This is a genomic window from Novosphingobium kalidii, assembly GCF_040534015.1.
Lineage (GTDB): Bacteria > Pseudomonadota > Alphaproteobacteria > Sphingomonadales > Sphingomonadaceae > Novosphingobium > Novosphingobium kalidii.
In genome coordinates this window covers 27709-52317 of sequence record NZ_JBEWLY010000019.1, presented here as the reverse complement: position 1 = coordinate 52317, position 24609 = coordinate 27709, and the positions used below count along the sequence as shown (strand labels likewise).

The 24609-nt window shown below is 61.8% G+C and carries 24 protein-coding genes; 10 read left to right on the top strand and 14 right to left on the bottom strand.

Going from position 1 to position 24609, the window contains the following annotated elements; translation table 11 throughout:
* Positions 1-90: 90 nt before the first annotated feature.
* From ABVV53_RS11955 to ABVV53_RS11945, 3 genes are read right to left on the bottom strand one after another with little or no spacing between them, the layout of a single operon-like run.
* A complete protein-coding gene (locus ABVV53_RS11955; RefSeq protein WP_353984653.1) occupies positions 91-624 on the bottom strand; it encodes a nuclear transport factor 2 family protein in 534 nt (177 codons plus the stop codon).
* A 24-nt stretch (positions 625-648) separates the two neighbouring features.
* Entirely contained in the window at positions 649-1674 is a 1026-nt protein-coding gene (locus tag ABVV53_RS11950; protein WP_353984652.1) for a DUF1254 domain-containing protein, read from the bottom strand.
* The gene (locus ABVV53_RS11945) at positions 1671-2849 is read right to left on the bottom strand and encodes a sulfotransferase family protein (protein WP_353984651.1); all 1179 of its coding nucleotides are present in this window, start codon (positions 2847-2849) and stop codon (positions 1671-1673) included. The genes ABVV53_RS11950 and ABVV53_RS11945 overlap by 4 nt, the downstream gene beginning before the upstream one ends.
* Positions 2850-3546: 697 nt before the next feature.
* Here ABVV53_RS11945 and ABVV53_RS11940 point away from each other — a divergent pair.
* The 3 genes from ABVV53_RS11940 (at position 3547) to ABVV53_RS11930 (ending at position 7308) form a co-directional block, all read left to right on the top strand.
* Positions 3547-4605 carry an O-antigen ligase family protein gene (locus ABVV53_RS11940; RefSeq protein ID WP_353984650.1) on the top strand — a complete coding sequence of 353 codons (1059 nt, stop codon included), beginning with the start codon at positions 3547-3549 and terminating at the stop codon, positions 4603-4605.
* A 119-nt stretch (positions 4606-4724) separates the two neighbouring features.
* Entirely contained in the window at positions 4725-6215 is a 1491-nt protein-coding gene (locus ABVV53_RS11935; protein WP_353984649.1) for a hypothetical protein, read from the top strand.
* A 7-nt stretch (positions 6216-6222) separates the two neighbouring features.
* Positions 6223-7308, top strand: coding sequence for a glycosyltransferase family 2 protein (locus ABVV53_RS11930; RefSeq protein ID WP_353984648.1), 1086 nt, complete (start codon positions 6223-6225; stop codon positions 7306-7308).
* Here the strand turns inward: ABVV53_RS11930 and ABVV53_RS11925 are convergent.
* The gene (locus tag ABVV53_RS11925) at positions 7289-8977 is read right to left on the bottom strand and encodes an asparagine synthase-related protein (protein WP_353984647.1); all 1689 of its coding nucleotides are present in this window, start codon (positions 8975-8977) and stop codon (positions 7289-7291) included. The genes ABVV53_RS11930 and ABVV53_RS11925 overlap by 20 nt on opposite strands.
* 312 nt (positions 8978-9289) lie before the next feature.
* Here ABVV53_RS11925 and ABVV53_RS11920 point away from each other — a divergent pair, with 312 nt between their 5' ends.
* Positions 9290-10372 carry an endo-1,4-beta-xylanase gene (locus tag ABVV53_RS11920; protein ID WP_353984646.1) on the top strand — a complete coding sequence of 361 codons (1083 nt, stop codon included), beginning with the start codon at positions 9290-9292 and terminating at the stop codon, positions 10370-10372.
* Between the two features lie 190 nt (positions 10373-10562).
* The gene (locus ABVV53_RS11915) at positions 10563-11339 is read left to right on the top strand and encodes a class I SAM-dependent methyltransferase (protein WP_353984645.1); all 777 of its coding nucleotides are present in this window, start codon (positions 10563-10565) and stop codon (positions 11337-11339) included.
* Positions 11340-11370: 31 nt separating this feature from the next.
* Here the strand turns inward: ABVV53_RS11915 and ABVV53_RS11910 are convergent, their stop codons facing one another.
* Positions 11371-12426 (bottom strand): NAD(P)-dependent alcohol dehydrogenase, encoded by a 1056-nt coding sequence (locus ABVV53_RS11910; RefSeq protein ID WP_353984644.1) that lies wholly within the window; start codon positions 12424-12426, stop codon positions 11371-11373.
* Positions 12427-12621: 195 nt separating this feature from the next.
* On the opposite strand from ABVV53_RS11910, the gene ABVV53_RS17295 reads away from it, so the two are divergent.
* From ABVV53_RS17295 to ABVV53_RS11895, 3 genes are all read left to right on the top strand, one after another.
* Positions 12622-12978, top strand: coding sequence for a hypothetical protein (locus ABVV53_RS17295; RefSeq protein ID WP_474100989.1), 357 nt, complete (start codon positions 12622-12624; stop codon positions 12976-12978).
* Positions 12971-13108 (top strand): hypothetical protein, encoded by a 138-nt coding sequence (locus tag ABVV53_RS11900; RefSeq protein ID WP_353984643.1) that lies wholly within the window; start codon positions 12971-12973, stop codon positions 13106-13108. The genes ABVV53_RS17295 and ABVV53_RS11900 overlap by 8 nt, the downstream gene beginning before the upstream one ends.
* A gap of 237 nt (positions 13109-13345) precedes the next feature.
* Positions 13346-15283 (top strand): BCCT family transporter, encoded by a 1938-nt coding sequence (locus ABVV53_RS11895; protein ID WP_353984884.1) that lies wholly within the window; start codon positions 13346-13348, stop codon positions 15281-15283.
* A 474-nt stretch (positions 15284-15757) separates the two neighbouring features.
* On the opposite strand, the gene ABVV53_RS11890 is transcribed toward ABVV53_RS11895, so the two are convergent.
* A complete protein-coding gene (locus ABVV53_RS11890) occupies positions 15758-16306 on the bottom strand; it encodes a general stress protein (protein WP_353984642.1) in 549 nt (182 codons plus the stop codon).
* Between the two features lie 205 nt (positions 16307-16511).
* Here ABVV53_RS11890 and ABVV53_RS11885 point away from each other — a divergent pair, with 205 nt between their 5' ends.
* Positions 16512-16889 carry a hypothetical protein gene (locus ABVV53_RS11885; protein ID WP_353984641.1) on the top strand — a complete coding sequence of 126 codons (378 nt, stop codon included), beginning with the start codon at positions 16512-16514 and terminating at the stop codon, positions 16887-16889.
* 37 nt (positions 16890-16926) lie between these two features.
* The gene (locus ABVV53_RS11880; protein WP_353984640.1) at positions 16927-18264 is read left to right on the top strand and encodes a L,D-transpeptidase family protein; all 1338 of its coding nucleotides are present in this window, start codon (positions 16927-16929) and stop codon (positions 18262-18264) included.
* A 126-nt stretch (positions 18265-18390) separates the two neighbouring features.
* Here the strand turns inward: ABVV53_RS11880 and ABVV53_RS11875 are convergent, their stop codons facing one another.
* Genes ABVV53_RS11875 through ccoO form a run of 8 tightly spaced genes read right to left on the bottom strand, consistent with a single transcriptional unit; the run spans position 18391 to position 24606 of the window.
* Positions 18391-18615 (bottom strand): hypothetical protein, encoded by a 225-nt coding sequence (locus tag ABVV53_RS11875; RefSeq protein ID WP_353984639.1) that lies wholly within the window; start codon positions 18613-18615, stop codon positions 18391-18393.
* Entirely contained in the window at positions 18612-18767 is a 156-nt protein-coding gene (gene ccoS / locus ABVV53_RS11870; protein WP_353984638.1) for a cbb3-type cytochrome oxidase assembly protein CcoS, read from the bottom strand. Before ccoS ends, ABVV53_RS11875 begins: the two co-directional genes overlap by 4 nt.
* Positions 18764-20884, bottom strand: coding sequence for a heavy metal translocating P-type ATPase (locus tag ABVV53_RS11865; RefSeq protein WP_353984637.1), 2121 nt, complete (start codon positions 20882-20884; stop codon positions 18764-18766). The genes ccoS and ABVV53_RS11865 overlap by 4 nt, the downstream gene beginning before the upstream one ends.
* A complete protein-coding gene (locus tag ABVV53_RS11860; RefSeq protein ID WP_353984636.1) occupies positions 20881-21342 on the bottom strand; it encodes a FixH family protein in 462 nt (153 codons plus the stop codon). Before ABVV53_RS11860 ends, ABVV53_RS11865 begins: the two co-directional genes overlap by 4 nt.
* Positions 21339-22787, bottom strand: a complete 1449-nt coding sequence (ccoG, locus tag ABVV53_RS11855) for a cytochrome c oxidase accessory protein CcoG (protein ID WP_353984635.1) — start codon at positions 22785-22787, stop codon at positions 21339-21341. Before ccoG ends, ABVV53_RS11860 begins: the two co-directional genes overlap by 4 nt.
* Complete coding sequence (ccoP, locus tag ABVV53_RS11850; RefSeq protein ID WP_353984634.1) at positions 22774-23688, bottom strand: cytochrome-c oxidase, cbb3-type subunit III; 915 nt, start codon at positions 23686-23688, stop codon at positions 22774-22776. The genes ccoG and ccoP overlap by 14 nt, the downstream gene beginning before the upstream one ends.
* Positions 23681-23851 carry a cbb3-type cytochrome c oxidase subunit 3 gene (locus tag ABVV53_RS11845; protein WP_353984633.1) on the bottom strand — a complete coding sequence of 57 codons (171 nt, stop codon included), beginning with the start codon at positions 23849-23851 and terminating at the stop codon, positions 23681-23683. Before ABVV53_RS11845 ends, ccoP begins: the two co-directional genes overlap by 8 nt.
* On the bottom strand, positions 23848-24606 hold the full coding sequence (ccoO, locus tag ABVV53_RS11840) for a cytochrome-c oxidase, cbb3-type subunit II (protein ID WP_353984632.1): 759 nt from the start codon (positions 24604-24606) through the stop codon (positions 23848-23850). Before ccoO ends, ABVV53_RS11845 begins: the two co-directional genes overlap by 4 nt.
* Between the last annotated feature and the right edge of the window lie 3 nt (positions 24607-24609).

Genomic DNA, 24609 nt, shown 5'->3' with positions numbered 1-24609 from the left:
TCACGCTCTCACCGCGTGCAACAGCACTCCCATCTGGCAGCGGAGTGTACGGTCGATCACCGGTGAACGGCGTTTCAAAAAGAGGCGCCCTCAAGGCCGTGGGCCGCGCTGGAAAAGCGGGTGCTCGCAGACCTCGTAGCTGGGGTCCTTCTCACCAAGGCCGAGCAACCCACCGCCGGTAAAGGGGCGACGAATCTTGAGGTCATAGGTGACGACTCGCTTGGAGAACCGCCACTTGCCGTCGCTGCAGCGGCGATAGTTGTCGATGTAGCGCACTGCCATGAAGTCTTCCTCGCGGGCATCCCCGCCAGTCATATCGGGAATGATGTGGTAGGCGAGGGCGTAGACCTCACCATTGCCCTCATCGCCCATGACGCTGATCATGTGGTTGCAAACGTGGTGACCGCTGTAGGGCATGTAAGGCAGCGACTGGGCGATGAAGTCGCAGTACCCGCTGGCTGGACCATCAAAGCTGTCACCATGGCTGTCCGTTGCGTCCTCGGTGTAGAGGTCGCGCAGCAGTTCGACGTCCTTGCGGTCCACTGCGCGTGAATAGCAAAGCACCAGCTCGCGAATGGCTTCCTTGTCGATCAGTTCCTGAAGGGCGGCGGCGTCAACGTTCATTGGATTCATCCTCTTCCGGAAAAGCTACTGTTTCGCACGAGCCAGGTCAGCCTCCGGCGGGTCCAACTGCGGTGCGCCGATGACCCTACAGATAAGCGCCCCCTTGCGGCGCCCTAGCGTGTCAACGTGGTTTCCCACTGCCGAGGAACTGGAAGGTCCCACGGTAATATGGAAGCGTCCGTCGCTGCCTATCGTCGCGTTCCGGTCGTGAACGCCGGGCGTTTGCAGGTGCTGGAACCAGTGGTCGTAAGCGTGGAGCGACCAGTAGCCGCCGATGCCCTTCGGCATTGTCACGATGAGCAGTTCCCCGTCGGCTAGATCGTAGTAGCCCAGAAAGTACTGCGTATCTGGGTCGCCCTGCACGGCTTCCGCGAGTTCGGGCGGCGCAGTCGCAAAGCGATTGGCATGCTCTTGGGCGGCCTCCGTCCAGCGAAGATACTCGCGCACGTTGGTTCCTAGCGTACGCGCCGCGAAGGCGAGTGCCGCGTCGTTGCTGCCCATCACCAGTGCGAGGCCGCGGGCAGGGGGCGCGCCCGTCAGCCGCAGGCGCGCTGGTTCGCAGGCGGGATCGCGGTGAAGAATGCGCACTAAAAGAATGCGGACGTCCGGAGGCAGGGCGAGGGTGCCGGAGCCGGTGCCGGTCGCATCGGGGGAAAGCTCGAGTGCGAAGCATCCCTCGCTGTCGCAATCACTCCGGGAGAACGAGGTGTATCCGACCTCGACGGGTGTTCCGCCTCGGGGGCGGGGCTTATAGAGGCCCACGCCGACCCGTTCCGATCCGTTGATCCTGCCTTCCAGCCGGTAGCGCAAAGTCGGATCGATGCCGGCGTGTCGCATGATGTAGTCGGGATTGGGGCCGCCATAGACGGGCAAGGGACGCCCCAGTCCATCTTCTTGCAACAAGTGGCCCAGTACGGCTCCGCCGAGACCCGCCGCCGCGACACGCGTGATATAGGCCTCGCCCTCGGCCGCCGTGGCGGCGTCGGGTGCTCGGGAAGCGATCAGCGCACGCGACTGTGCCACAGCGGCATTCAGCGCATCCCAGCTCATGCCGCAGCCGCGACCCGCTCCAGCCCTTCGCGCTCTCGCGGGATGTTGAAACGCTGCATATAGGGCGCGAACCGCTCAGCGACCTCGGCATCGTCGAGCCCGTACTGTTCCAGCGTGTATTCGTTCTTGCCGCGCGCGTTCTTGGGATTGGTAGCGTGCCAATGCGCCACTTCGGCTTCGACGTCGGCGGGTGTATCAATCCCGAGCCCCTGATGAATGGACCGCATTTCCTTCACGGGATCCTCCACCAGGGCATAATAGTCGACATGAACGATTCTGCTTCCGTTCGGACCAGCATCGAATTCCATGATGCGATCTATGTGACGGCTGACGAAGTGCAGCATGTCGCGTCCGACCTCGTGCATGTCCACGGGATTGGCCGCTCGCATGTTGCGCAAGTTGAACGTCATCTTCGAGATCGAAGCCAGGGTCTGCACCGGGTCCCGGTGAGTCATGACGAACCGCGCATCGGGATGCACCTTCAGGATCGCTTCCATGCCGATCACGTGGTTCGGATATTTGAGCGCCCATGGCCTACGCTCCGATCGCCACTGCAGGCACTGTAGCTGGCGTTTGTGGATGCGGTACGTCTCGGCAAGATCAAGGTCATCCATCAGGTAGTCGAAGAAGGCTGGAACCCGGTACAGGTTGTTCAGCCCTGCCGCTCCGAAGCTCTGTTCCATGAAGGCGTGGCATTCGTCCGAGCCGTCCTCATCGTAGAGGTGCAGCGCCTCGAAGCCTTCGAAGTGCCGGCGCCGCTTCTGCATCTCGCGCCAGGCCGCGCGGCGTTCGTCCGCCGACCGCGGGTCGAAGCCGGGTGGAGGGGAGGGCATGATCGATTCCCAAGTGCGGATGAGCCGGAACCTGCGATCGCGATCGAACAAATACTGGAAATAGGTGGTGCCTGAGCGAGGCAGGCCCATCAGGAAAACCGGCGCGTTGATCGGTTCCTCTCCGATCTCCGGATAGTCACGCGACCATTTAAGGCTTTCCAACCGTGCTACGGTGTCTCGCAGGAGACTTGCTTCGACAAACGCCTCACCTTCCCGTGACATGGGGAAGCTTGCTTGCAAGGAGGCAAGCAGCCTCTCCAGATTGCCGCGAACGCCCTCGTCGCTGTCCTGAACGCCGACCTTGCGCTCTGCCTCGGCTATGATCCAATCGGCATCAACCATGGCCGCATCCCTCCTGTTGCCGCGAATCTTTTCGCGTGTCTGGGACAGGATGCATGTCTGGCCCGGTCGGTAAAAGCTGAATCTGGCGAAACATGCCCGTGTGGAGGTGCAGCCTGCGTCGGCGACCAGAGGGTACGCAGCACTTCTCACCGGCTGCCTCGTGCAGAGCCGACCCGTTCGCTGCCGCTCTGCCGCCTTATTCTCAGCCAAGTTGAGACAGGTCCTGAGACGGTCCTTGCCAATTGAAGTGCAACCCCACTAAGCACCTGAAACTCACATGAACACCGCTTGATCATCCATGGCCTTGCTTTCACGCCAAGATGCGCCGCGAGACGGTGAGCCAAAGTCGTCCGGTTTCGCCCCTATGTTGTACCAGAGGCGGTCGATGGCCAGTCGTTTTCGCCGAATACGGCTACTCTTCGTTACGACCCAGTCAGCAGAAATCGCTTTCTGGGCCCTCTGCATTTTCCTGCTGACTTCACCATTTACCTTCTTTCTTATCGGCGAAGACCCCACGGCTCCCTTGGCTCGTGACGCGGCGACCATGCGGCGTCCCGAAAATTCTCAAGCGCTAATCTATTCGCTTCGGGTACTGGTCTTTCTCGCCGCCGTTTTCGCTTCGCTACAGCGCTGGCGTCAGACACGACGAGATCTCTCTCGGGTGCTTCCTATCATCTGGTTTCCGGCGTGGTGCCTGTTGTCCGCTTTTTGGTCGGACAGCTTCTCCACCACTCTGAATGCAGCCCTCGCTCTTATTCTGCTTGTCCTTACCGGCTTTCTTATCGGCGTGCGCCTGCCACTGCATCTGGCGGCGAGGGCGCTAATTCACTCCGGCGCGATCATGGCAGTGGCCTCAGTACTTATGTGGTTGCTTTATCCGGCCTATGGAGCGCACCAGGCCGGGGACGCATCACAGGCAGTGCATGCCGGGGCCTGGCGTGGCGTGTACCTCCATAAGAACCACTTCGGACCGCTCTGCGCCATCTACCTCAGCGCGGTCCTTCTCGCGAGCCGCCGGGTATTGCCCTCGCAAGCCTATCGATGGGGGCTCGCGGCGTTCCTGTCTTTTCTGATCATTCAATCGTGGTCGGCCAGTGCCATAGCCCTGGTGCCATTGGCATTGTTCCTGACGTGGTTGGTGGTGGTGCTGAACCCGGCCGAGAAGTTGCTGGCAGGATCAGCGGCTGCGCTGGGGGGCATGGCGGCTGTTCTTTCTGCCGGTGTTCTGCTTGCCTCGCTTGGCCGCGATGCGACACTCACGGGTAGAACCGAGATTTGGCAAACGGCGCTCACTTATATCGTGAGAGAGCCTCTGATCGGCTATGGGTTTGGCTCGGGCGTTTACGCAGGGTTCGTGGTCGAAGTAGGTCGCCTGCATGGCGTTCATGACGCGCACAACGGTTACCTAGACCTCCTGCTGGGAGCAGGAGTGATCGGGCTTGCTCTGTTCCTGGCGGCAGTGGTTGCGGCCTGGATCATCGCGCGAGGTGTCTATAGCTTTGGCGGAAGCTATGGCGCCGGCGCGCTGGTCCTCGCTGCCGTGCTCGACGGTTTTCTCATCGCCGGACTTACCGAAGCCAATGTGCGCCCCCTGAGTGCTGTTGCGGGGCTGGCATTCTGTGCACTGGGCATTCTGCTGTCGGCGCCGCGGCCGAAGAAGATCAGCCCGACGGGATCGCACGCGATCAGGCAGGAGCGCCTTGCTCCTCGTGAGACTGCCGACGGAGGCACCGAGTCGACGGCTGTTGGGGCATGATGCCGGCCGAGGCTCTACGGCTGGGGCTTCAAGGCTGCCTTTGAGGTTCATGGCTTGCCCAAAGGTCTCGCCGTTTTACGCGTTACATGGGTGGCGGCGACGTCTATGCGCCATCTCCGATGCGGGGTAACGGTTTCATCTTCCTTTCAGGACGGCTTACCGCGCTGGCCATCCTCATTGTGTTTCAAGTGCTCATCGTGCGGTCCCTGTCAGTGGGGGAATATGCGCGTTGGGCCCTGGTGTTTGCCCTTGCCGCTCTCATGCAGACTGCCGTCTCATTCGGCATACCGCGACTCATCCCGAAGTATATCTCGCAAGCAGGGTTGAAGCTTTCCTGGGGAGCGGCTCGGACGCTTGCCTGGCAGTTACTGCTGTTCCGCCTGCTGGCCACCTCGTGCTTGATAGGCGTCACCTTCGGGGTCCTGGTCGCAACCGGCTATGTCCAGGATGTTGACCGGGTTTTCGTCGCTGTCTCCGCTGTCTTCATCCTGGTCGGCCTGGTGCTGATGGATGCAGACGCAATGGCACAGGCGCTATCGCTGCAGCGCGCCTCCCGTTTGTTTACGGTTGCGGAGGCTGGCGGCCGCCTTGCACTGGTAGGCTTGGCGGCCGCAGCGACGAACGACCTGACTGCGACGCAAGTTCTGCTGATCTCGTCAGGCACATACGGCCTGTGTGCACTTGCCCTTCTACGGTCGGTGTTCTCAGTGCTGTCGTCGCCAGCGACCGTGGATGAAGCACGGCCTCTGGATTTCACCGAGATGCGGCAAACGGCATTCGCGGGATATGCGAGTTCAATGGCATGGTTCGCGTCCAGCCCGGCAGTCGTGAGAGTCATCGCAAGTCACTTCCTGACCGTTGCGACATTCGCAGGCTTTGCCTTTGCGCAAACCCTGGTGCTTAGCTTCCAACGCTACACGCCAGGTGCTCTCATCTTCCCGTTTGTCGAGCCGAACGCCATGCGGCACTACAACCAGACCGGAGATCAGCAGCGGCTCTGGCGCATCCTGTCTTTGATGGTGAAGGTGGATCTGATTACCATCGGCGCAGCGATCATCGGCGCCAGCATCTCAGGGCAAGAGGTGCTCGATTACATCTCCGGAGGAAAGCACGGCGGCTTCGCCTTCGCCATTCCGTTACTTCTCGTTTATATCATGGCCAGTTCAGTGTACCGAGGCTTTGAGACCGTGGCGCTTTCCCTTGGTGTCTCTTCGGTGCTTTTGCGGAATTCGGCCCTCAGTATTGCATGGCTCTTGCTGGCTCTCCTGTTTGCCGACCAGTACGGGCTGGCCGCCTTGCTGGCGTTCCCGATTTGCGATGCGCTCTCCCGGTTGCTGCTGGTCTATCGCTCGATGATAAAGCGCGAGCTCAAGCCATTGATCGACGGGCCCATCAACATGACCGTTGCCCTGCTGGTAGCCTTGTTCAGCATAGGCGGTGTGCAGCTTCGCGAAGCGCTGTCGCTTGAGCAGGGCTGGTCGATCCCGCTTGCGGTGTGTGTCGACCTGCTTTTTGGTCTTGCCCTGCTGTTCGTCAGACCATTTCGAAAGGACGAGGGAGAACTTGTGGCTGGGCCGCGCATCGGATCTGCCAAAGGATTTTTGCGGTGATGACGAAGTGAGCATAGGACAAGAGCGCCAAGGTAATCCTGCACCCTGCGGTGAGCGGGTGCGGCTGTCCGTGATCATCAAGGCTCTCAATGAGGAGAAGCATATCGAGGCAGCGATCACGAGCGCGCTTGCGGTGGTCGACGCCGTGGGCGGAGAAGTGATCCTAGCCGATAGCGCGTCCAGTGACCGCACGGTTCCGATTGCGCAAGCTTACCCGGTCCGCATTGTTCAGCTCGAGCACCCCGATGAGCGCTGCTGCGGGATCGGCCCGCAACTCGGGTATCAACATGCCAGGGGAGAGTTCGTCTGGATCGCAGACGGCGATCAGGTGCTCAACCCTGTTTTCGCGCAAGAAGCTTTGGCCTTGCTGCTAGACAATCCGGATCTTGCGGGCGTGGCGGGAACCGTGAACGAGGCTGTGATCCAGAACCTGGAGTTCGAACGGCGAAGCAAGATCAAACCAGAGATGACAGCTGGCATTCGGGACATGAAGTGGCTGAGCCAAGGGGGGATCTACCGGCGCAAGGCTATCGAAGAGGTCGGACACTTCTCCGATCGCAACCTGCACAGCTACGAAGAGTATGATCTGGGGCGGAGATTGCGCGCGGCAAACTGGCGGCTCGTGAGAATCGCGACTTCCTCCTGCGAGCATTTCGGGCACTCAGCGAGTTCGTATAAACTCCTCTGGCGACGTTTCACGAGCAAGTATGCTTATGGTAGCGGAGAGGCTCTCCGAGCCGCGATGGCGCAGGGCGAGGCAGTTCGCATCCTGAAGGAAATAAGCGAGGTAAAGCTCTGGTTAGCCAACCTTTCGTTCTGGATGGTTTTGGCGACCGCGATTGTTTTGGCTGTTGCGGGTGCCCTGTGGTGGCCCTTCGCACTCGTCATAGCGGTCATACCCATCTTGGCGGCGACACTGAAAACCCGCGATCTTCGCCGCGGCTTCTTTACTTGGCTTTCCTGGAACGTGTTCACGCTTGGGTTTGTGATGGGCTTTTTTCGCCGCCGCACATCTCCCGGCGACCGGATAGCAAGCCGGGACATCAGCGGTCCCAACTGGCGGGCAAACCCGGCTAGCGTCGAACGCCGCTAGAGCCGAGCATCTCCTCCCAGCTCAGTGCGCGGCCCGCCGCCGCTTGCCGGAGCCAGACCTCCATCGTCAGCACGCGCCCGATCATTTGGAGGCGCTTCATGCTTGGTATCCTGCCAAATAACGTGCCGGTGGCTGGCACGCTGGCGAAATCGCGAAGCATTGCTCCTTCGCCGTCCACGAGCGCGCGGTACAGAGCTTGGAAGCTTTTCGTGCGAAACCACCGGAAGTAGTCCATCGTAAACCGCTCTCCGAAGAACGGAATACCGACCCAGCCTGACATCTGGCTGGCCCTCCTGTCGACCTTGGCCAGTGCTGTCGACAGCCGCTGTGGCCGGTAGGGATAGGGGAGGGCGCCGCTCTTCAGCCACGGAATCCTGGAATATACTTCCCTGTGCATTTCACCCGACGCCTCACGGTAGAGGCGCCCATTCCTCGTGAATTCCGGTGGCAGGCTGTCCATGAAGTTCACAAGTTCGCGGTCGATCAAGGGCGTGGCGACGGTGGCGAAGTTCTGCTCGATCCTCGGGCCGAAGTAGGTGAAGCGGTTCATGCGCAAGTATCGGTTTTCGAACACGTCCGCGCCCGGATCAACCGTGATCTCCCCTCGGCCCAGAACCACGTCCCCAAACAGCCCATCAAGGACGAGTCCTGCGTCGGTGATGGCGTCCGCTACGTGTACGATGTGCGTGTCGGCAAAGTTCATCATGCCATCCGTCATCCAGACGGCCCTGTCGCGGCCGGCCATCCAGTTGCTCTGGTCTATCGGGATAATCTCATGCGGAAGGCTCAGAGTGCGCGCGACATCGCCGGCGATTTTTAACTCGGGCGACCGAGGTTGCCCGTAAGTGACGGTGCGAACATTGGCGTGAGCGGCTGCTTCCGCAGCGAGAAGCCGTGAGTCCAGTCCGCCGCTCAAGGTAACGACGACTTCATCGGACCGGCTTTGAGCAATTCGGTTTTGGATGGCCTGCCGCACACGGCTCTTCAGTTCAGCTTTCGCATCGTCGAAGGGGATTGCCGACGTGCGTTCCGCGCGGCGGTGGCTGAAGACTGTGATGTTCTTGGTTTCTCCAGTGGTCAGATTGGCCAGAAGAGCTGTACCCGATGGTAGCTGGGAGATGCCGTGGTAGTAGGTTCGCGGAGGAGCCAGCCAGCCCCTGGTCAGGAAATCATCGACAGCGGTGCGATCGATTGCAGCGAGGTCCTGCTGTGCCAGCGCCTTGACTTCGGAGGCCCACGAAAGAGTGGACTGCTGTTGGCGCGTATAGATGGGAACGCCGCCATACCGATCATTTGCAAGAAGCAGTTTTCGGCGCTCCGGGTCGACCATCGCCAGGGCAAAGCACCCGTCTGCTTCCTGAAACCAGCTCGCGATGCCCTCTGCGTCTCCATCCAGTAGCATTGCCAGTTGCTCGAAGGCGCTCAGGGACTCGCGATGCTGGGAATGTTCGAACAGGAATGTGCCGATAACCGTGAGGTGTGCCCCTCTGGCGAGCTTGTACTGGCGGATGCTTGCCTTGGGCCCAACAGCACCTGACAGCCATCCGTCTCCGGATGTGAACTGGTGATCCACTCCGGCGCGGTGCATCAGGGATGCAGCCACTGCCTGCAGATCGCTGTTCGATGCCGCCAGGTTGGTCTGCCAGGACCGTCCGTAAATTCCTGCCACTGGCTTGTTCCTGCTATCGGATGAATGTTCGATATCTCATGCCAGAGGCAGTATCGACGATCAACGCTACGAGGCAGGCTGCGGATCACGGCAGTACGCTGCAGTGGGCAAGATATCCGCAGTTGCTTTGCGGGTCCGCTTCAACGCTCCGTCCGGAGAGAGGTGCATGCTGCAGGAAGGCGGTTGTCTCCGCCAGATATGCTATGCGACCTGCAAGGCGTCTCCCCGAGCATTCTGGTAGCCCCGACGCGCGCGCACTGCGGGAACGGCCATGAGGATGCGGGTGCCCACGAACGGAGTTGTAAAGCGGCCATGGCAGAGTTCACCCGGGGATGGGCACGTCGCGAATTCATAATCGGTGCACTCGCGTGCAGTGCCTGTGGTCCTCAGGCGGACGGGGCGGGCGGCAAGATAGTGGCTGGTCTGAGCGTTCCGCTGAAAGAGGCGAGCACACTGCCGATTGGCACTGCCATCACTGCTGCTGATCTTGCGGACGCGCAACTGGTCCGCCTGATCAAGGAGAATTTCTCCCAACTGACCCCGGCTTCGGAAATGAAGATGGGTGTTGTCATCAACGATCAAGGCAAGCTGAACTTCGGCGCTGCGGAGCGTCTTGCCAGCTTTGCTTCGGATAACGACATGCGCCTCCACGGCCATACGCTGGTATGGTACAGAGTGGAGCCATCGTTTTTCCTTGGGCTGGCCGATGACCCAAAAAAGTTCAGAGCGGAGTATCTGCGGTACATCGATAAGTTTCTCCGCCGTTTCAAAGGAAGAGTAAGCGGGTGGGACGTCGTCAATGAGCCGATATCCGCAGACGGCACCGGGCTGCGCGACAGCGTGTGGTCCCGGACTTTGGGCAAGGAGCGCTACATAGCGCTTGCCTTCAAACAGGCGGCAGCAAGCGACCCGAACGCCGTGGCATTCATCAACGAATACGGGCTGGAGGCCAGGCCAGCCAAGCGCCTCGCCTATATGCGCCTTATCGAGCGTCTTTTAAAAAAGGACGTGCCGATCGGTGGTGTCGGCACGCAGACGCATATTTCCGTCGATCTGCCAGAACGCGCGGTGGCCGACACCCTGCGCGATCTCGCCAGCTTCGGTCTGCCGGTTCACGTGTCCGAACTGGACATCACTCTGGGAAGGGGAGCGGCTGCAACCGCCGGCAAACTGAAGCTCCAGGCGCGGCGCGCACGTCAAGTCGTGGAGGCTTACATGCAATTGCCGAGTAAGCAGCGGTACGCGATAACATTGTGGGGCGTTCGGGATCGCGACTCCTGGCTCAGGATGCCGCCTTACGACCCCGACAGCGACAGGCCGCTCGCGTTTGACGACAAGGGGCAGCCGAAACCCATGTTGTCTGCCTTGGCCGCAGCCCTGAAAGGCGCCAGCTAAGTTGAGCCCCGCGCATTTCCCAGGTTGGGAAATGTTCATCCGTAGTTTTGCTTACACGCGATTGACGAAAGGGCAGAATCAGATAGTCAGGTCGCGTCGAAGCCGGACGGGGTTGATCAACATGGGTGCGCAGAACTTGCTCAAGCGATGGAGCGCACCAAGGGTATATTCCCCATGGGAACTGCCGGCTTTGCCAAACGAAAGCGAAGAGGAACTCACCTGGCGGCGAAATCTCGCGTATTTCGCTAATCAGAAAGGCAGCGTGCAGACATTCTGGCACCGCTTTTCCTGGCGTCCACCGGTTGAAGGCAAGCGCGTGCTGGAACTGGGATGCGGCCACGGGACCTTAAGTGTCGGCCTGGTGCAATCCGGTGCCAGCGAAGTCTGGGCCTTTGACCTGGATCAGGAGCGGATCGATTTCGCTCAGAAGCACACCCCTCTCGCTCATCCCTCCGAGGCGCCCTCTCTTCATTTCCGATGTGAGGACGTCTGTGACCATGTATCGCCCGAGACAGAGGGGACATTCGACCTGATCGTGTCGAAGGACACATTTGAGCATATCGTCCCCCTGGATGGCACCGTGGAGGCTATCCGGCGTCTTCTGAAACCAGGCGGGTACGCGGTGATTGGCGCAAGCCCACTCTATTACAGCCCTTTTGGCGACCACACGCGCTACCTGGGGCGGGGGCGTCCCTGGGCGACGTTGCTGCCCGAGCCTATTCTGTTCGCTTTGGCTGAACGGCGGACTGGGCAGAAAATCAGGCACGCGCATGAGGTGGGGCTGAACAAGATGACCCCGGCTCAGTTTCGCAAAGCCTTCCCCTCCTCGCATTGGCGGGCCAAGTCGCTGGAGTACAACCGCGGCGGCGGGTTGGGCATGAAGGTATTCCGCATCCTGCGCCGCATTCCGCTGCTGGAACCGATCTTCACCATCAACGTGTATGCCGTGATGGAGCGCATCAAGTAGGGAAGCCCCAAACCTTCGCGCTCCACTAACGTCAAGCCGCGAGCGTGCTGTTGTCGATCACAAAACGGTACTTCACGTCGCTTCGCTGCATGCGATTGTAGGCTTCATCGATCTGCTGGACATGGATCATCTCCACGTCCGCCACGATGCCGTGCTCCGCGCAGAAGTCGAGCATCTCTTGCGTTTCTGCGATGCCACCGATCAGCGATCCCGCGATCGAACGACGCTGGAAGATCAGGTTGCCGGCAGCAGGGGACGGGTGCGGATGTTCGGGTACACCGACCAGAGTGAGCGTGCCGTCTTTCTTTAGGAGCGCCGTTAAGGTGTCGAGATCGTGGCTCGCGGCGACGGTGTCCAGGATGAAGTCGAAGCTGCCGGCATGGCTCTCCACCTCCTCGGTGTTGCGCGAATTGATGACTTCGGCTGCACCGAGCTTGTGTGCGTCCTCGCGCTTGCTCTCAGACGTCGTGAAAGCGACGACGTGCGCTCCCATAGCGCGGGCGATCTTTATCCCCATGTGCCCCAGCCCCCCGATGCCGACCACGCCCACTTTCTGACCAGGCCCCACGTTCCAGTGCCGGAACGGTGAGTAGGTGGTGATGCCGGCGCACAGCAGCGGGGCAACAGCAGCGAGTTGCTCCTTGGGATGGCGGACGTGGAGGACAAAGTGCTCGTCCACCACGATCCGCTCTGAATAACCGCCGAGAGTATGGCCCGGCGCATCCTCGCTCGGGCCGTTGTAGGTCCCGACCCAGCTCGGGCCTGTGCAGTATTGCTCCTCGCCTTCGCGGCAGGAGGCGCACTGCCGGCAGCTGCCGACCATGCAGCCGACGCCCACCGTATCGCCAACGCGGAACTGGGTAACATCGTCTCCAACCGCGCTCACCTCACCCACAATCTCGTGGCCGGGGACGCACGGGTAAAGCGTCCCGCCCCATTCGGAGCGAACCTGATGCAAGTCCGAATGGCAGACGCCGCAATAGGCGATCTCGATCTGGACGTCCGAGGGGCCAGGTTTCCGACGCTCGATCTGGATCGGCTCTAGAGGCTTATCCGCGGCATGAGCGCCGAAGGCTCGGGTGGTCATATTCTTTTCCTTGGAAGTCTGGCTTTTGAGATGGAGGCGTCGGCTTAGAAACGCGCGAGGAGCCAAGAGGCAGCGCGACCCAGCCCGACGGCAGCACAGACTGTCGAGGATCGAAAAGAGGGCCGGCGGGCAGCATGTGCGGCTCCGCCGGCCCAGGATGAAGAGCGGTTCACTTTTGCGGGTGAAGCCCTCCCGGTGACCTTGGAAACTGTCGGCGCTCGGTATCGGGTGAAAGCGTCTTCGGATCGATCCGGTGAATCTACGGTGACGCCGTTTGGCGTCGCCTCAGATGGATTCGCCGCGGCTCAGGGTGACGAGCTGGGCGAGGCCGTTGGTTCGAGTCTTGCTGACGATCCCGGCACGGTGATCCTCCACCGTGCGTGCGGAAATCACCAGTCTTTCTGCGATCTCCTAGTTGGAGTAACCCCGCACGAGCAGTCTGAAGACTTCACGCTCGCGCGGGGTGAAGGCGCGCTGCTGGACGATACGGAGAACGTGCTGGCGACTCTCCATGCGCTGCGTGCATTGGGAGTGCGCATTTTCCGTGGATGACTTCGGCACCGCTATTCGTCGCTCAGCTACAGAAACACTCAGCGGCTTCGATACGGCGCGGCTGAGCGGCAGCCAGCTCCACACGCTTCTGTGGGATCTCGCGTTGGAAGAGAAAGGTGCGGCGGGCTGACCCACCAGAGCTTCGCAGGTAGCAGTTTACCGCCCCAGCTTTATTGGTTAGCTCGTGTTCTTGGCCACCTGAATGTGGGCGCTCTGGTGCCACTTTGGATTTCCGCTCCGTTGGCCCGTTGCAACCGACGACGCTCCGCCTCGTTCGTTTGCCAAGCAGACTTAGTAACTGAGAGATGAGATTTAATTGAGTGAGCCGGTACTGAATGAGGCGGCGGAGCCAGGCACAGGGCGCAGGATGGAGATCAATCCGCCTGTTTTCTTCGTTTCGGCTGGCCTGATCCTTGCCTTTGCGCTGTTCGGCGCCTTCGCGCCCGAACTGGCGAGCCAAGTCTTCGCGGACGTTCAGGCCTTCATCGTGGCGGACTTCGGCTGGTTTTACATCGCGGCGGTGGCGGGCTTCCTGGTTTTTGTGCTGTTCCTGATGTTCAGCCGCTATGGCGACGTGAAGCTCGGCCCGGACGATAGCGAGCCGGATTACAGTTACCTCTCTTGGTTCGCGATGCTGTTCAGCGCCGGAATGGGGATCGGCCTGATCTTCTTCGGGGTGGCCGAACCCATACAGCACTACGCATCGCCTCCCGTGGGCGAGGGGCAGACGATCGAATCAGCCCGCCAGGCAATGGTGCTGACCTTCTTCCACTGGGGGCTGCACGCCTGGGCGATCTACATCGTCGTGGGGCTGGCGCTTGCCTACTTCGCGTTCCGGCGCGGGCTGCCGCTTACCATCCGGTCGGCGCTGTTTCCGCTGATCGGCCAGCGCATCTATGGCCCGATCGGACACGCCGTCGACATTTTCGCGGTGCTGGGCACGATGTTCGGCGTCGCGACCTCGCTTGGTCTCGGTGTCCTTCAGGTCAATGCCGGCTTCAGCTACCTGTTGGGACTGCCCAGCAACACGGGCGTGCAGCTTGTCCTGATCGCGGTTATCACCGGTATGGCGACCCTGTCGGTGATCATGGGGCTGGACAAGGGCGTGAAACGCTTGTCGGAACTCAACATCGTCCTCGCCGGGCTGCTCCTCGCTTTCGTTCTGGTCACGGGATCGACTGTGTTCCTGCTCCAGGCATTCGTTCAGAACGTCGGCACGTACCTCAGCGAGGTAGTGCAGCGCACTTTCCGCCTCTACGCCTACGAGCCTAACCCCTGGCTCGGTAATTGGACGCTGTTCTACTGGGGCTGGTGGATCGCCTGGTCGCCGTTCGTCGGCATGTTCATCGCGAGAATTTCGCGCGGGCGCACCATCCGGCAGTTCGTGGGCGGCGTGCTGCTGGTGCCGACGCTCTTCACCTTCCTGTGGATGACTGTGTTCGGCAATACGGCGATTGCGCTGGATTTGAGCGGGGCGGCAGGAATCGCGGAGACAGTGGCGAATAACCTGCCGGTTGCGTTGTTTGAAACGCTGGAGCAGCTCCCCCTGTCTACAGTCGTATCCGGGATAGCGACGCTCCTCATCGTCACGTTTTTCGTGACTTCGGCGGACTCCGGGGCGCTGGTCATCGATATGATAACCTCCGGCGCCGCGGAAAACCCGCCGGTGTGGCAGCGCGTGTTCTGGGCGGTATGTGCAGGCGGCGTGGCCGCTGTGCTGCTCGTCGCCGGCGGACTCCAGGCGCTCCAGACCGCCGCCATTGCCAGCGCGCTGCCCTTCGCAGTCGTGATGGTCTTCATTTGCTATGGCCTGCTACGCGCCCTCCAGATGGAAGGCAGGGAGGCGATGGACTTGTCGGCAACAAACCCCGACCCGGCAGCTGAGATGCCGCTAAGCTGGCAGCAGCGCCTCGCAACCATCACGCGGTCTCACCATAGGGGCGAGGTGGCTGCGTTTCTCGCGGATACGGCGACGCCCGCGCTTGAAGCGGTGGCGGCACAGATGCAGGCCAGCGGTCTCTCTCCCAGCCTGACTCAGGATAGCGACCACGTCGAACTCCGGATACCTCATGGAAACGGAGCCGACTTCTGCTACGGCGTTCGCGCCCGCGGCTTTCGTCCAGCGAGCTTCGCCTGGGCGGAATCGCGCAAGGCACCCGACAGAGAGCGCCTTCACTATCGCGCCGTAGCGCATTCGTCCGAAGGCGATCAGCCGCACGATGTGACCGGCTATACGGATGAGCAGCTCATCAACGATCTGCTCAACCGTTACGCCCGCTTCCGTCACACTCGCCGGATGAAGTGAGCGGGGAGGGCGTGCAGTAGGTCGACGAATTCTATTTGGATCATAGCTGAGGCGGTTCTTGAACGAACGATCCGCTTGGGAGATGATTAGCCGCTCCATTGAGCGGGGCAATTGTGGCCCGCGATGCGTTCACTCCGATTGCGCCGGGTACATCGGCCTCGTGCGTAAGCCCTTCCGCATGGCTGGGGACTTGGCGCTAGTTGATCGTGTTCTGGTCAACACATCTTCTGCTTGGAGAGCAAAGGCGACTTTCGCTGCCGCATCGCAGCGCCGGCAATCGCTAAATGAGCGTGAGCTTACCGCATGCGCCTGTTATCGGCCGGCCCAGATCTGCGGGAATTCGCGCGCGAACGCGCGGGGAGCAGGTCACCAATTGCTCGCCCCCAGGTATGATCACGGTAAGCCCGCATAACGTGAAGCGGCGGAGAGAAGCGCTGCCTCTCTCCGCCGGATCGTCAGTCAGTAGGTGCTGGCTTATACGGCAGTAGTTCTGCTCGAGCTCCGCGACCAATGTCCGCGGTGTTCGTGTAGGATATTCTCTACATCCAGCCGATTGGCGCCGCTGTCTTCAAGGTCAACGCCCACCCAGTAGCCGCCGCGCTGGATTCTCTCATCGAAATAGCGGGCGTCCTCTTCATCGACGCCATACTTCATCAATGCGCCGGTGAGACCACCGATCGCACCGCCGACCACAGCGCTGGTGGCTGCCGCGCTGCCAAACAGACCCAGCGCTTCGGCTACAGCACCTGCTGCAATGAACGGGCCTACGCCCGGGATGGCGAGCGCGGCAAGTCCTGCAACAGCGCCGGCGCCGGCGCCAATAGCCAGACCCTTGCCCGCTCCGCTTGCCTTGGTATCGGTATGCTCGTGCTTGTCGTGTCCGTGCGCATGTTCAAAGTCGCTATCGTGGCGGCTGATTACAGAGATCGACTTCTCTCTGACCCCGCGCGAGCGCAATGCCTCAATGGCGTGCTCGGCTTCGTTCCTGGTGTCGAATACTGCTGATGATACATTGTTTGTCATAGATGGGGTCCTCTATAATTGGTGTTTTGAAAAGTTCGGATACCTAGTCTAATGATTTCGCTCGCATTGAGTTCCGTTCATCCGAGCTGTCTCAAGTGTTCACGATCTAACATGATGCTTGTCTCTGCCTGTTGTGTGACATCTTTCACGGAACCGTGCTTCATGTGACCCGTTAACCTAGGGTACAGGAAAAGGAGATGTGATCATGAAGCTTCAGTTTACCGCGTTGGCAGCATTGGCCACCCTGGCAGCGTGCGGAGACGATGCGACGCCTGCCCAGGAGCAGCGTGCAGAGCAGCTGGAAGAGCGGGCGGACGCCGTTGAGCAAGCTGGCGATCAGGCCGCCGCAGCTATCGATGAGGTAACCGACGCCCGCGCCGAGGCTCTGAACGAGCGGGCCGACGCGCTGGAAGACGGCGAGATTCCCGTCGGTCAGGCTGTTCGCCCCGTCCCGCCCGCTGGCGCGGACATGAACGCCCGGAATCAGCCCGGAGTCGGGCGCGCAACGCCTGCGGCGACTCTTCCTCCGGCCACAACCGGTGCTCCTCCGGCGAATGCTGCGGGTGCCGGCGAAAACGGGTAAGGGCATGCGATCGCAGCGCCGCGGCAAGAGGCATATAATGCGCTTCGGCGCTGCCGTGGCGCTTGCTAGCCTATCAGGGGTTGTTGTCGGGCCGGTGCGGCTGCCGCTGAGCGAGAGTAGCGCCGACGTCGAAGTCGGCAAAGCTAGCGCGCTGGCCGTCGGTCCTGCGCAACCCCAAGCCGCAATATCCCGGCAGAACACACTTGCGGGGCCGTTTCAGTATCTAGATCCGACGCTTGCCCCGGATCCGGCTTTTCTGGCGGCAACTAGCCGCTCAGCCCCCCCCTCGCTGGTAAGCTACGCGGCTGCTGCTGTTCACAGTCCGATCTATGCTTCAATGTTGGCGGGCTTGCGTGTTTACCGGGAGACTTGGAGTGGTTTGTCTCAGCTTCAGGTTCCCGCCACCAAACCGCTGCGCCCAGGAGACAGCGGTCCTGCGGTTGATGCATTATCCAGCCGCCTCGGGGAGCAGGCTGCGCCGGGCACGCCTTTCAGCGCCGCCCTGAAGGACAAGGTATATGCATTTCAGCGCGTGCACGCTCTCCCGCCTACCGGGGTTGCGGACGCGGAGACCATCGCGGTCCTTAACCGCGGAAGCGCGCATTACGAAGCTGTCATTTTGGCCAATCTGGAACGGGCGCGGTGGCTGCCGACAAACGCCGGAGACAAGTTCGTGCTCGTGAACACCGCCGCCGCGCGGCTGACAGGATACCAGCACGGCGCTCCCGCTCTTGAGATGAAAGTGGCGCTAGGCAGCACCGAGAGGCAGACACCAGCCTTGGCGGACAAGATCGAAACGATCGTTCTTGGTCCAGAGTGGTATGTTCCGCCCCACCTCGTGCGGTCGGTCATCGCGCCAGGGGTGCTTGAGGAAGGCCTCGCCTATCTGGAGGAGAGCGGCTTCGTCGTCCTTTCCGACTGGTCAGATAGTGCTGTTGCGGCAGACCCTGGCTCTGTGGACTGGCAAGCCGTCCGCGACGGCCGCGCCTACGCGCGCGTGCGGCAAAAGCCCGGCCCTGCAAACCCGATGGGGAACGCCAAGTTCATGTTTCCCAACCGGCTTGGCATCTATCTGCACGACACACCCAATCATGCCCTGTTCGCGACAGAGAACCGCTATGTCAGCAATGGATGTGTAAGAGTCGCGGAAGCCGAGGAACTAGCCAACTTCCTTGCTGAAGAGCCACTGCTCGCTCATGATAGCGAAAGGCCGCGTGAGATAGTCTTGGAAAATCCTGTTCCCGTCATCACGGCACATTTCACGTTCTGGTGGGATGGCGAGAATTTAAGCTTCTACAAAGACGTCTATCAAAGAGATCATTCTTTAATGGCGAAGATAGAGATGTCTCACGCAAAACGCCGAGACGTACTATGATCAGGAACTTGCCTGCGGTTTGTTATCGCCGCTGACTTGCTCTCGTCAGACGCGATGCTTGCGCCTTCTATTCCTCCTTCGTGTTCCAGACTAAAAGCGGCGATGAGCCACTCAGAAGGTGGCAAATCAAGGTGCGCGTAGAAAGCGTTTTCGAGACTTGCCCGAATGGCAGCCTTTGGCACAGCAGAGCTGGCCGTCCTGCTGAAGAGGTGCCGTCGGTGCGATGGGAATGGTGACAGCATGCTGTGCGCCCATGCAGGACGACGCAACAATGGTCATCGTGGGCGCAGCCGACGCATTGAGCGAGGCCGGCACCAGCGCCAGCAATCCGATGAGGAGCGCATATCTCATGATGCTTCCTCCAGTTCATCGTCAATGAGAATGCGATTGGCAGCGCCATCAAGGTCCTCGAACTGGCCTTTGCGCAGCGCCCAGAAGAACGTGGCGAGGCTGCCAAGGCCCATGAACAGGGCGATCGGTACGAGAGTGGCAAGGCTGGTCATTCGGCGGCTCCCACCAGCCGGAGCGAGTTTGCGATCACGAGAATTGAACTCGTGGCCATAGCGACGGCGGCAACCAGTGGCGTCACGTGACCCATGATCGCCAAGGGAACCGCAAGCACATTGTAGCCGATGGCGAGCGCGAAGTTCTGACGCACCACACGCATCGTACGGCGGGCCGCCCTGACGGTGCGGGGCAGGGCGATCAGGGAGTCACTCAGAAAGACAACGTCCGCAGCCTGGCGGCCCACGTCACTGGCAGTCCCCGGTGCGATCGAAGCGTCGGCCGCCGCGAGGGCAGGGCCATCGTTAAGGCCGTCACCCACCATGAGCACGCGATGGCCGGCGTTTTGCAGGCGATTGATCGCTGCGGCCTTGTCCGTTGGGCTGGCACTTGCCTGTCCGGTGAGCCCCGTCGCGCGAGCCACTTCGGCGACGGCGGCCGCGTTATCTCCGGAAAGGATCGAGCTTTCCACGCCCGAGCCAGCAAGCGCGGCCAAGGCGTCGCGCGCATCCGGCCTCAGGCCGTCGACAAAGGCGATCAGCTTGGGCGGTTCGCTGCCGATCCCGAGGACGACGGCGATCGATCCGGCGGAATCCGGCCGCCGCAGGGCCACGGGAACGCCGTTCCAGTGGCCCTGCATCCCGTGGCCGGGAACCTCGGTCACGTCGTCCAGCGTCGCCGGGCTAACGCCTGCGGCGGTAAGCGTCTGGGTGAGGGCGCGCGAGAGCGGGTGGCGGCTTCGCGAAGCGAGTCCCAAGGCGATCCCCGCCTGCTCGCCGCTCAGCGCCGAGATCGCCGCGCGGTCGGGAACCGGACAGCCCAGCGTGAGCGATCCCGTCTTGTCGATGAGCGCACGGTCGATGCGGGCAAGCCTTTCGAGCGCGCTGCCGTCCTTGACCATGATACCCGCGCGCATCAGCGCACCGCAGGCGACCACTTGCGCCACGGGTACGGCAAGGCCGATGGCGCAGGGGCAGGTGATGATCAGCACGGCAATGGCAATCACGGCTGACTGATAGAAGCCGGCGCCGACCAGCAGCCAACCGATGAAGCTCGCCAGCGCCAAGGTGTGGACGGCTGGCGCATAGTACCGCGAAGCGCGATCTGCGATGCGCACGTAAGCCGAGCGAGACTGACCGGCGACTTCCATGAGACGCGCGATCTCTGCCAGCGACGTGTCTTTGCCCGTCGCGGTGACACGGACGTCGACGGGAGCATCGATGTTTAGCGTGCCCGCGTGAACAGCCGCACCAACAGCTGCCGCGATGGGAGCGCTCTCGCCGGTGAGCAGGGACTGGTCGAGCGTGGTGTTGCCAGCCACGATCTCGCCGTCAGCGGCCAGGCGCTCGCCAGCTGCCACGCGCATGAGCATGCCGGGGACGAGATCGCTTGCTGATACCCAGTCGAGCCCGCCCGCAGGCGTCACCACCATCGCGCCGGACGCGGCTTGGCGCAGCAGGGATTCCACCCCGGAGCGAGCGCGATCGCGCATGGTGGCGTCGAGGACACGGCCGGCCAGAAGGAACAGCAACAGCATGAGGGTGCCGTCAAACCAGGCGGTCGTGCCGCCGACCATCGTCTCGTAGAGGCTGAGCGCGGTTGCGAGAGTGACGCCGATCGTGATCGGCACGTCCATGTTTGTTCGCCCGCGCTTCAGAGCGCTCCATGCCGAGGAGAAGAAGGGGCGCCCGGCAAAGGCGACGGCGGGCACGCCGATCAGAGCCGAGATCCAGTGGAACATCTCGCGCGTGGCACCATCTGCGCCCGACCAGATGCTGACCGACATCAGCATGACGTTCATTGCGGCAAACCCTGCCACGGCGAGAGGAGCCAGCAGCGGCTTCACCGCTGAAGGTGCAGCCTTTGCTTCTTCAAGGCGCGGCTGGCTGGCGAAGCCGATTGTCTCCAGCGCGGACATCAGTTCGGGCATGGCCAGGGAAGGGGCGTGAGCCACGCGCACCTGCCGTGCCGACAGGTTCACGCGAGCATACGCGACATCGGGCAGCTTCGCCAACCCGCGCTCCACTTTTGCCATGCATCCCGCGCAGTGCATGCCGGGCACGATCAGCACGGTCTCGGTGAGCGGTTCGTCGACGATGGAAAGCGCAGCGTTCACCGCACGTCTCCCTCACTCCGCCAGAGCTTGCCGTCGCTGCGCACTTCGAGCCGCAGCCGCCAACGGCCGGCCGGCAGTTCCTCAGCCGAGACGAAGCTTTCCGGTGCGGCCGGATCGAAGTGTAAGACGCGCTCAGGCAGCTGTCCCAGCGGATGGCGCGCCACTGCAAACACGGCCTGCGGCGTCGCTGCCGGACCCTTCAGCTCCAGCGCGACGTGGCCATCCGCCCGTCGCGCCATCTCAGCGGTCCAGCCCAGCGCTTCCTCCGCCGCCGCCTCGTCAAGCCAGCGGTTGTAGTGCTGGCTCGCGACGTAGGAGTTTTCCACCACCACTCCGCCAAACGTCGAGTTCGCCATGCGTGCCATCATGACATTGACTGTGATCACCACCCCGAAGAAGCCGACCATGATGGTGGCGATGTGGCGGCCGGTGAAAGCGCGTGTGGGCTGCGGCGTCATTGCGCGTCTCCAGGAACGTCGAAGTGAGTTTGATGAGCATCGCTCCCGCCCTCGGCATCAAGCGCGCGAACGGTGAAGGCGAAGTCTTGCGCCTGGGTGCCTGGGGGCGCCGTCACGTAAATGCGTAAAGCACTCGCCTGATCGGCGGGCACTGTCCTTCGTAGCGTGCGGTCTGCCTGTGAACGAGGCATGTCGTCACTCCACATGACCGCAGTCGGGACGCCCGCGAGGCCAATCTCCATCTCACGCGGGCGGCTCTCCATGTTGCGAAGCTTGATCGTGAAGGCGTTGCGAATGCTGCCGTCGCTCAGCAGCATGTACGGTGGATTACGGTCCTTGGCGGCGGAGATGTCGATGTGCTGCCGCACGCCGAGCGCAAAGAGCAGGCCCAGTCCGATCGTGCACCACACGCCGAAGTAGATCAGCATCCGCGGACGCATGATTGTCTTGGCTACGCTCTCCTTCGCACCTCCAGCCTTCTCGTGTTCGCAGCCTTGCAGCGTGGCGTAGTCGATAAGGCGTGGGGCGCGGCCGAGTTGGTTCATCACGCTGTCGCACGCATCGATGCATAGCGCGCAGGTGATGCAACCGACTTGCGGTCCCTCGCGAATGTCGATCCCGGTGGGGCATACTGCGACGCACTGGTTGCAGTCGATGCAGTCGCCCAGCGGGGTCGAGGCGTTTCGCGCCTGCTTCACGCTGCCGCGTGGTTCTCCGCGCCAATCCTTGTAGGTGACGGTCAGCGACTTTTCGTCGAGCATCGCGGTTTGGATACGGGGCCACGGGCACATGTAGACGCACACCTGCTCGCGCATGAAGCCGCCAAGCACGAAAGTCGTGGCGGTGAGCGCAGCGGCGGCAGTGTAAGCGATCGGTGCGGCCTCACCCGACCAGAACTCGCGCATGAGAGTCGGCGCGTCCGCAAAGTACAGGATCCAGGCGCCCCCGGTGCAGAAGCTGATGACCAAGTAGATCGACCACTTCAGCAGCCTTTTGCCGATCTTCTCGGCGTTCCAAGGCGACTTCTGCAACCGCATTTGCGCGTTGCGGTCGCCATCGACCAGGCGGTCGATGTGCTGGAACAGGTCGGTCCAGACTGTCTGAGGACAGGAGTAGCCGCACCATGCACGACCGACTGCGCTTGTGACCAGGAACAGGCCGATCCCGGCCATGATCAGCAGGCCGGCCACGAAATAGAACTCGTGCGGCCAAATCTCTATGCCGAACATATAGAAGCGGCGATGAGCGAGGTCGATCAGGACGGCCTGATCGGGCGCGTAGGGGCCGCGATCCCATCGTATCCAGGGCGTGAGATAGTAGATCGACAGGGTAACTGCCATCCAGCCCCATTTCAGGCGCCGGAATTTGCCGTCCACCGCTTTCGGGAAGACCGATTTGCTCTTCTCGTAGAGGGGGACGGCGCCCGCAGGCTTAGGGTTGCGCATCGGCAGTCGCTTCCGCGGCCGGGGTTTCGAAGTCCTCACCACCTCCCAGCGAGTGGACGTAGGCCGCCAACATCTTGATCGTCACAGAATCAAGGCGGCCGCTCCAAGCGGGCATGACCCCGGCGTGGGCAACGTTCACGCTCTGCTTGATGTTCTCGCGGCTGCCTCCATAGAGCCAGATCGCATCCGCCAGGTTCGGTGCGCCGACCTGACGTCCGCCTTGCCCGGTCGGGCCATGGCATGCGGCGCAGTTGTTGGCGAACAAGGTCGCGCCGCGCGCCGATGCTGCGCTGGGCTTCTCCTGCCCGGAGAGCGTGAGCACATGGCTGACCACATCGTCGATCTCCTCTCGGGTGAGGAGGCTATCGCGTCCGAAGGAGGGCATCAGGCTCATGCGAGTATGCTCGTCCCCGGGCTGCCGAATGCCGTGGGCGATCGTCTGCTCAATCTCCTGCAGGTTCCCACCCCACAGCCACTCGTCGTCGTTAAGGTTGGGGTAGAGGCCCGGCACGCCCGCCGCACCGGAACCGTGGCACTGCACGCAGTTGACCCGGAACGCCGCCCGACCGCCGGCAACCGCAGCCTTCATCAGCTCGGGCTTGCCCTGAAGCTTTTCAAGCGGAGTAATTGCTATCTGGTTCAGCACCTGGGCACGCTGTGCGTTCGCTGCGCGCGTTTCCGCAGCGAGTTCACCGCGGCTTGTCCAGCCCCACAGCCCTTCGGTGCCCCTCGCGAGTAGCGGAAAGGCAGGGTAGACCACGACATAACCGATCGAGAATATGATCGTCAGGTAGAAGGTCCAGAGCCACCAGCGCGGCATGGGGGTGTCGAGTTCCTCGATTCCATCCCATTCGTGGCCGACGGTCTGAGTGCCCGTAGGTTCGTCGATACGCTTAGTCATTGTCGTCGCTTTCCAGGATGTATCGGGCCGCGGCCTCGTTCCTGCTGCTTGCGCCCGGCCGGAAGGGCCAGCCGGCGCACACGATGAAGGTCACGGTCATCGCCACGAGGCCCCAGCTATCGGCGAAGTGGCGCAGGGCGTCGTAAGTGGAGTGAAGGCTCATCGGCCCTTCTCCCGCGCCAGATCCTCCTGAGCCGCAGCCGCGTTCACGTCGACCATCGTGCCAAGGACCTGAAGGTAGGCTACGAGGGCGTCCATTTCGGTCAGGCGGCCGGGATTCCCGTCGAAGTCACGCGCCTGTGCCTTCGGGTAGCGCTTGAGGAGCTCAGCACTGTCCCTGTCGGGATCGGCTTGCGCCTTGAGGTCTTCGTCGGCCTTGGCAATGTCGGTTTGCGAGTAGGGCACACCCACGCGGCTGAGTGCGGTCAGCTCGGCCGCCATGTCGTTGGTGGCGAGATCAGTGTCGGCCAGGAAGCCGTAGCGCGGCATAACCGATTCCGGCACGACCGAGCGCGGGTCCTTGAGGTGCTGGACGTGCCACTCGTCGGAGTAGCGGCCTCCAACGCGAGCAAGATCGGGTCCGGTACGCTTGGAACCCCATTGGAAGGGGTGGTCGTACATGCTCTCGGCCGCCAGGCTGTAATGGCCATAGCGCTCCACCTCGTCGCGGAAGGGGCGGATCATCTGGCTGTGGCAGGAGTAGCACCCCTCGCGCACGTAGATGTTACGGCCCGCCTGCTCCAGCGGGGTGTAGGGCCGCATGCCCTTCACCTTCTCGATGGTGTTGTCGATCCAGAACAGCGGCGCGATCTCGACAATGCCGCCTATAGCCACGACGAGAAAGGCGAGCACGGCCAGCAGCGTAACGTTGCGCTCAATCTTCTTGTGAGTGTCAAGCGCGGGTGATTGAGTGTTCATGGC

Coding starts and splice junctions, on each gene's coding strand:
- ABVV53_RS11955 (WP_353984653.1), bottom strand. CDS start 624: ATGAACGTTGACGCCGCCGCCCTTCAGGAACTGATCGACAAGGAAGCC.
- ABVV53_RS11950 (WP_353984652.1), bottom strand. CDS start 1,674: ATGAGCTGGGATGCGCTGAATGCCGCTGTGGCACAGTCGCGTGCGCTG.
- ABVV53_RS11945 (WP_353984651.1), bottom strand. CDS start 2,849: ATGGTTGATGCCGATTGGATCATAGCCGAGGCAGAGCGCAAGGTCGGC.
- ABVV53_RS11935 (WP_353984649.1), top strand. CDS start 4,725: ATGCGGGGTAACGGTTTCATCTTCCTTTCAGGACGGCTTACCGCGCTG.
- ABVV53_RS11920 (WP_353984646.1), top strand. CDS start 9,290: ATGGCAGAGTTCACCCGGGGATGGGCACGTCGCGAATTCATAATCGGT.
- ABVV53_RS11910 (WP_353984644.1), bottom strand. CDS start 12,426: ATGACCACCCGAGCCTTCGGCGCTCATGCCGCGGATAAGCCTCTAGAG.
- ABVV53_RS11895 (WP_353984884.1), top strand. CDS start 13,346: ATGGAGATCAATCCGCCTGTTTTCTTCGTTTCGGCTGGCCTGATCCTT.
- ABVV53_RS11890 (WP_353984642.1), bottom strand. CDS start 16,306: ATGACAAACAATGTATCATCAGCAGTATTCGACACCAGGAACGAAGCC.
- ABVV53_RS11885 (WP_353984641.1), top strand. CDS start 16,512: ATGAAGCTTCAGTTTACCGCGTTGGCAGCATTGGCCACCCTGGCAGCG.
- ABVV53_RS11880 (WP_353984640.1), top strand. CDS start 16,927: ATGCGCTTCGGCGCTGCCGTGGCGCTTGCTAGCCTATCAGGGGTTGTT.
- ABVV53_RS11875 (WP_353984639.1), bottom strand. CDS start 18,615: ATGAGATATGCGCTCCTCATCGGATTGCTGGCGCTGGTGCCGGCCTCG.
- ccoS (WP_353984638.1), bottom strand. CDS start 18,767: ATGACCAGCCTTGCCACTCTCGTACCGATCGCCCTGTTCATGGGCCTT.
- ABVV53_RS11860 (WP_353984636.1), bottom strand. CDS start 21,342: ATGACGCCGCAGCCCACACGCGCTTTCACCGGCCGCCACATCGCCACC.
- ccoG (WP_353984635.1), bottom strand. CDS start 22,787: ATGCGCAACCCTAAGCCTGCGGGCGCCGTCCCCCTCTACGAGAAGAGC.
- ccoP (WP_353984634.1), bottom strand. CDS start 23,688: ATGACTAAGCGTATCGACGAACCTACGGGCACTCAGACCGTCGGCCAC.
- ABVV53_RS11845 (WP_353984633.1), bottom strand. CDS start 23,851: ATGAGCCTTCACTCCACTTACGACGCCCTGCGCCACTTCGCCGATAGC.
- ccoO (WP_353984632.1), bottom strand. CDS start 24,606: ATGAACACTCAATCACCCGCGCTTGACACTCACAAGAAGATTGAGCGC.